General features: G+C 68.4%; 1 protein-coding gene. It reads left to right on the forward strand.

What is annotated here, in order from left to right; translation table 11 throughout:
* Positions 1-222: hypothetical protein (locus KGQ19_RS48975; protein ID WP_212022544.1), on the forward strand; the 222-nt coding region annotated here is incomplete at its 5' end.
* Positions 223-310: the final 88 nt, after the last annotated feature.

The raw sequence follows: 310 nt of genomic DNA on the forward strand, positions 1-310 counted from the left end.
GGTGCCAAGGTGCGCATTCTGGGCTGGCGGGTGCGGGTGCGGGTACTGGTGTGGGTGCCGGTGTGGGTACTGGCGCTGGCCCGCCTGGCCGCCAAGATGGCCACCGCCGGATGGCAGATTGGTCTGGCCACCAAGGCATGCCGCGCCCACCGCACCCGGGCATGTCCTCGACCACTGACCACCGGCCCGCCGCCGCATCCTCACCGGCAGCCGCATCGCTAACCTGCGTCTTCGTTCCTTGCGATTGCTATTCTTCCGGCTGGTTTTCGGTTCGTTCCCCTCGGTCGCGTCGGCAGGGCTTCGCCTACAG

It is taken from the genome of Catenulispora pinistramenti, assembly GCF_018274385.1.
Taxonomy (GTDB): Bacteria; Actinomycetota; Actinomycetes; order Streptomycetales; family Catenulisporaceae; genus Catenulispora; species Catenulispora pinistramenti.